Raw genomic sequence first — 3,956 nt, 5'->3', positions numbered from 1 at the left:
ATAGCCGCGAGTTGCTCCACGGACGCCGCTGGACCTCGAAAACGCAGACCCGCCTCGAGCTGTACCGCGGGCTGGCCTACTACAACCGACGCCGCCACTCGCCCTCGGCTACCTCACACCAGCCGAGTCCGAACAACAACTCCCCACATCACCTACGCTGTCACTCGCCGCATGAAACCCGGTGTCCACTCCCGAGGTTCAGCCTCAGCTCACCGCCGCACCCTCGGGCGAGGTCACCGCCCGGCTCTCCAGCGAGGCCTCATCCGCGGGGCAGAACCGTCCCCTTTCTGAACAGCCCCTCCAGCCGAGTCCCGAGCAGGCCCGCGCCGCGGCGGCGCCCTGGTCCTGGGCGTTCTGCCACGATTCCAGGCGCAGCCTCCGGCCCGCGGCCGCCACCTGCATGACGGCGACATCCCCGGCGGCGTACACATCGGGTGCCGAAGTGCGGCAGTATTCGTCCACCAGCACGCCGCCTTCGCAGGCCAGGCCGGCGGCGCGCGCCAGTTCGTCGTTGGGCTGCAGGCCCACGCCCAGCACCACCGCATCGGCCGCCATCACCGTATCGTCGGACAAGGCCAGCGCCAGGTCCGGGCCGGCCGGCAGAATTCCGGCGACACCGGTGCCCAGGCGCAGGGCCACGCCGTGGCCGCGATGCAATTCGGCCAGGGCGTCCGACACCCCAGGCATGACACTGCGTGCGCACAGTCGGCCGGCCTGTTCTATTACCGTCACCTGGCAGCCCATCCGGCGCGCGGTGGCGGCCACTTCCAGCCCGATCCAGCCGCCGCCCACCACCGCCAGGCGCGTGCCCTGCCCCAACGCCTGGCGCAGCCGCAGCGCATCGTCGCGGGTGCGCAGTACATGAACCCCGGGCAAGTTGGCGCCGGGCAGGGCAGGCACCAGGGCGCGCCCGCCGCAGCACAGCAGCAACTTGTCGTAGGCCACGCCGGGACCGTCGGCGCACACCACGGTTTTCTCGCGCAGGCGCAGTTCGCGCGCCACTGCCCCGGGCCGGAAATCGACGCCGAGTTCACGCAATGCAGCGGCCCCGAACAGCTCTGTGGTTTCGGGCGCGGCCTGGCCGGCCAGCACCGCCTTGCTGAGCGGCGGCCGTTCATAGGGAGCATGCGGTTCGGCGCCCAGCAGCACCACGCGCCCTTCATAGCCGGCGTCGCGCAGCGTGCGCGCGGCCCAGCCGCCCGCCTGGCCGGCGCCGACGATGACGATGGCGCCGACGCTCATGCTTCCGCCCTCAACAGAATAGTGCCGCCCTCCACCTTTACCTGATAGCGTTTCAGGTCGGTGGTAACAGGCGGGCATTGCGGTTTGCCGGTACGGATATCGAATACCCCCTGGTGCAGCGGGCATTCGATGGTGCCGCCTTCCACATAGCCTTCGGCCAGGCTGGCATTGCCATGCGGGCAGCGGTCCTGCGTGGCGCAGATCTCGCCCTGCAGGTCGTACAGGCACACGGCTTCGCCATCCAGCATCACGCGCAAGGTGCTGGTATCCGCAGAGATATCCTTGACGACCGCGACGGGTTTCCAGGCATCCATGGCTACAGCCCCATCGCTACGCGGTAGTACTGGTAAAACGCCCGGATCAGCACTTCGGTCACCATGTAGTCGGCGGGCTGCGTATCGCGCCCGCCCATCTCGACCACGCCCTGCCCCTGCGGATACCCGCCCACGCCGATCTGCACCTGGTTCAGCATCTCGCTGTCGTCCATGGACACGAAACCGGCCGGCCCCAGCAGGTTGGCATGCTTCAGGCGCAGCCGGGTCATTTCCTCGTCGTCGTCTTCATAGCCGTAATAGGTGAACACCAGCTCGTGCTCGGTGGGGCTGCGCGGAATGACGTGGCGCGTCTTCAGCGAATTGGCCTGGATGCCGAACTGGGCGGCCGGAAACACCCAGGCGCCGCCCACCCGCCCGCGGTTGAATTCGGCGCGCGGCGTCACGGTTTCCAGGTCGAGCAGTTCCAGGTCATCGCGGAAGCGGCTCATTTCCGAGGTGGCCTCGGTTTTCTTCTTGCCCTCGTTGTGCGACACCATCACGCTGTGCGCGCCGCCGCCCGTGGGAATGCATTCCGATTTCGAATCGGCGCGCCACAGGCCGAAGGTGATGTAGAACGTATGCAGCAGCGTGGCGTGGTAGGGGTCTTTCAGGTTTTCCAGGTACATCTTCCAGTTGCTGGGAATCAACTGGCGGGTGTAGCCCAGCAGCTTCAGCTTCTTGCCCGGCAGCATGTGGTCGATCTCGGCCAGCACCTCGGCGCCGCAGTAGTCCTCGAAGCTGGGGCCGTCCTCGGCGAAGGTCGCCCACACCGAGCCGCCGCGGTTCACGCTGCGCAGCTTGCGGATACCGTTCTGCTTGGGATCGAAGTCCTTGGGCATGCCGCCCTTGCCCATGGCGCCGCGGCGAAACGGTACGCCCTGCAGGTTGCCGTTCAGGTCGTAGTTCCATTGGTGATAAGGGCAGGTAAAGTCCGCCACCTTGCCGGTGTTCTGCCAGCAGATCTGCGCGCCCCGGTGCGCGCAGCGGTTCTCCAGCACCGCGATCTCGCCGGTTTCGGTGCGCACCATGATCACGGGACGGTCGCCTATCCAGTTGCGCTTGTAGCAGCCGGGCTCGGGCACTTCGCAGTCCAGGCCGACGTAGTTCCAGGTTTGCCCGCCGAAGAACACGTCCATTTCCTTGCGGAAAATATCCGGGTCGGTGTAGACCCAGTTGGGAATGCGCGTGTGGCCTTCCTTGGGCCAGCGGCGGTCGATGCGGATGGGCGCCGCGGCGGCCTCCAGCACGGGGGTATCGGGACAGGTCATGGCTGTTCCTTCAGATTCAGACGGGAATGATCAAAGAAGTGCGCACGCGGTAGTTGTCGTGCACGCAATCGCGCCGGCGCAACCGGAAAGCATCGCCGTCGCGCACCAGCACATCCAGGTAGCGGCCCACCATGTTCAACACGGGTTCGCGGTCCGACAGCGACTCCATGATGGCGAAGTTGGCCTGCGCCGTGATGGTGTCGCCATCCACTTGCGTGGCCCGCACGCCGCTGATGAAATGACGCAGCGAGCGCGGCTCGTACACGGTGGTTTCCCGCAGGGCGGTCACCCGGTCTTTCAGCATGTTCTTGTTCATGCAGTAGATCAGGCCGATGGGCAGCCCGGCATCATGGTTCTCGCGCGACAGCACACGGTAATGGCAGTCTTCGGTGAAGAACGCGGGCCAGTCTTCCAGGCGCCCTTCGTCCAGGCACGCGGCATAGTCGTCGTAGAAATCGCGCAGTTGCGCGCGCAGTGCCGGCATGTCGATAGCAGTGGTCGTGGTCATAGTCAGTCCAGCAGATATTCCGTATATGCAATCAAGAAGCGGCGGCCAGCTGCGCACGGTTGCTCTCGAAACCGCCCTGGCTGCCCAGGGCCAGGATGGGCTCCTGCAGGCGCTCCTGCCAGATCAACGATTCCATGGCGATCTGCAGCGGATGGTCCTGCACAGTCAGCGCCGAGGTGGTCTCCGTGCCCGAATGATGCGAATGCATGGCCCAGCCGGGAGCCGACAGGATCAGGTCGCCCGCCTTCCAGTCCAGCCGCTGCTTGCCGACCTTGCTGTAGCCGTTGCCGCGCAGGTAGTAGTTGATGGCGGCCGAGCTGTGCCGATGCGGCACATGATGGTTGTCGGGCGGCGACGACGATATGGTGGCGAAGTAGCTGTGCGTGGTGCCGATGCGGCGCTCGGTGGCCGGGTTGTACAGCACGAACAGGCGGCGGCCGTTGTAGCCCTTGGCGATGTCTTCTACGCTGGGCAGGTGGCGCGACACTTCTTTCCAGGGCCAGTGCAGGGATTTCGATTCCAGCACGTCGATGTCGATCAGCCATTCGTAGCCCAGCAAAGTGGCGCCGTCGGGGCTGATCTGTTCGCGCAGCGCCAGGTCGCGCGCCCGCGCCGCGCCCGCGG

At 66.3% G+C, this 3,956-nt stretch carries 5 protein-coding genes and 1 pseudogene; 1 reads left to right on the top strand and 5 read right to left on the bottom strand.

Going from position 1 to position 3,956, the window contains the following annotated elements; genetic code table 11:
• Window positions 1-175: pseudogene (locus LPZ50_RS22765) on the top strand (IS3 family transposase); the annotation flags it as partial.
• A gap of 29 nt (window positions 176-204) precedes the next feature.
• On the opposite strand, the gene LPZ50_RS22760 reads toward LPZ50_RS22765, so the two are convergent.
• From LPZ50_RS22760 to LPZ50_RS22740, 5 genes are all read right to left on the bottom strand, one after another.
• Window positions 205-1,242, bottom strand: a complete 1,038-nt coding sequence (locus LPZ50_RS22760) for an NAD(P)/FAD-dependent oxidoreductase (protein ID WP_230665097.1) — start codon at window positions 1,240-1,242, stop codon at window positions 205-207.
• Complete coding sequence (locus tag LPZ50_RS22755; protein WP_230665096.1) at window positions 1,239-1,556, bottom strand: non-heme iron oxygenase ferredoxin subunit; 318 nt, start codon at window positions 1,554-1,556, stop codon at window positions 1,239-1,241. Before LPZ50_RS22755 ends, LPZ50_RS22760 begins: the two co-directional genes overlap by 4 nt.
• A 2-nt stretch (window positions 1,557-1,558) precedes the next feature.
• The gene (locus tag LPZ50_RS22750) at window positions 1,559-2,824 is read right to left on the bottom strand and encodes an aromatic ring-hydroxylating dioxygenase subunit alpha (protein WP_230665095.1); all 1,266 of its coding nucleotides are present in this window, start codon (window positions 2,822-2,824) and stop codon (window positions 1,559-1,561) included.
• A 16-nt stretch (window positions 2,825-2,840) separates the two neighbouring features.
• Window positions 2,841-3,332: an aromatic-ring-hydroxylating dioxygenase subunit beta gene (locus LPZ50_RS22745; RefSeq protein ID WP_230665094.1), complete on the bottom strand. Its 492-nt coding sequence runs from the start codon at window positions 3,330-3,332 to the stop codon at window positions 2,841-2,843.
• A 31-nt stretch (window positions 3,333-3,363) separates the two neighbouring features.
• Window positions 3,364-3,956 (bottom strand): AraC family ligand binding domain-containing protein (locus tag LPZ50_RS22740; protein ID WP_230665093.1); only part of this gene is annotated, 593 nt, incomplete at its 5' end.

It is taken from the genome of Bordetella petrii (assembly GCF_020991325.1).
In the GTDB taxonomy this organism is placed as follows: Bacteria; Pseudomonadota; Gammaproteobacteria; order Burkholderiales; family Burkholderiaceae_B; genus Bordetella_A; species Bordetella_A petrii_E.
This window is presented reverse-complemented; position numbering and strand designations above follow the sequence as displayed.

Bases quoted from the DNA above. Each gene is read 5' to 3' on its own strand.
- LPZ50_RS22760 (WP_230665097.1), bottom strand. From the start codon at position 1,242: ATGAGCGTCGGCGCCATCGTCATCGTCGGCGCCGGCCAGGCGGGCGGC.
- LPZ50_RS22755 (WP_230665096.1), bottom strand. From the start codon at position 1,556: ATGGATGCCTGGAAACCCGTCGCGGTCGTCAAGGATATCTCTGCGGAT.
- LPZ50_RS22750 (WP_230665095.1), bottom strand. From the start codon at position 2,824: ATGACCTGTCCCGATACCCCCGTGCTGGAGGCCGCCGCGGCGCCCATC.
- LPZ50_RS22745 (WP_230665094.1), bottom strand. From the start codon at position 3,332: ATGACCACGACCACTGCTATCGACATGCCGGCACTGCGCGCGCAACTG.